The following is a 962-nucleotide window of genomic DNA, read 5'->3' as shown; positions in this document are numbered from 1 at the left end:
ATAAAACACCGAATATGGTATATTTAAAAACAGCGTAAATCAATTTTAACCTGTAGCCATATTTCAGGACAAGACATTTGAGGAAACCGATGAAAAGAATATTATTAGTAATAACATTAGTTCTGATTTCGAGCTGTAAATCAGAAAACAAAAATGACAAAAATCTGACAACTGAACGACAAGAACCGATTTCGGAAATTCCTAAAGTCAACGATCAATTTCAAGCATTTATTGACCAGTTTCCAACAAAAACTCTTCCAATAAAAATAAATGGTTGTACAGACGAAATTCTTGATTTACAAAAGTTAGATATCAAATTAAGTTCTGAATACTCCAAAGATACTGAATATGAGCATATTTATGGAATAATTCCTTCCAATGGAAACTACATATCTACAATCACTCTTGGAGAAGCTGATTGTTTCGTTCCAATCCTGAACACTTACAAACTGAACGGAGAAAAAATAGACTCAAAACCGATTAATATTGGATATTGTGGACCTGACCCTTGCTATGAATGTGTTGAAAATATGACTATCGATTCTGAATACCGAATTTATGTTGCGGATACAATAAAAATATCTGACTGTGATGATAATTTTAATGCAATCGCTGGAACTGAAAAAATTAAAGTAGTTTACAAAGACGGAAAACTGACTGAAAAAGGAGTTATAGAATTGACAAAGGAAATTGAGAAAAATATTAAATAAAAACGCACTACAACACCATGTATAATTAATTGCTTTGGTAGTTGCCTATTTGGAAAATTCCTTCAGAATTTTATCGCGTTCGTTTTTGTTTACTAAATTAGTTGCTGAAACACGCAACCAACCATACACAAAACCGTTGTGCACAAGTGCTCACTCGAGCTCAAAAAAGTGTCTCTTAAATGTAAAAAAAATACTCTGCTCCTTTCTGATTTCACTCAATCCCCAAACGGATTTAAAACGCACTCAGCCTTT

Annotated in this window: 1 protein-coding gene; it reads left to right on the top strand. The window is 32.4% G+C overall.

The annotated features are described in order from the left end of the window. The first annotated feature begins 89 nt into the window (after positions 1-89). Entirely contained in the window at positions 90-710 is a 621-nt protein-coding gene (locus tag Q0997_RS20180) for a hypothetical protein (protein ID WP_299892511.1), read from the top strand. Positions 711-962: the final 252 nt, after the last annotated feature.

The organism is uncultured Lacinutrix sp., assembly GCF_947500325.1.
GTDB lineage: Bacteria > Bacteroidota > Bacteroidia > Flavobacteriales > Flavobacteriaceae > Lacinutrix.
Note: the sequence above shows the minus strand (reverse complement) of the source record. Positions and strands in the feature narration are given on the sequence as shown.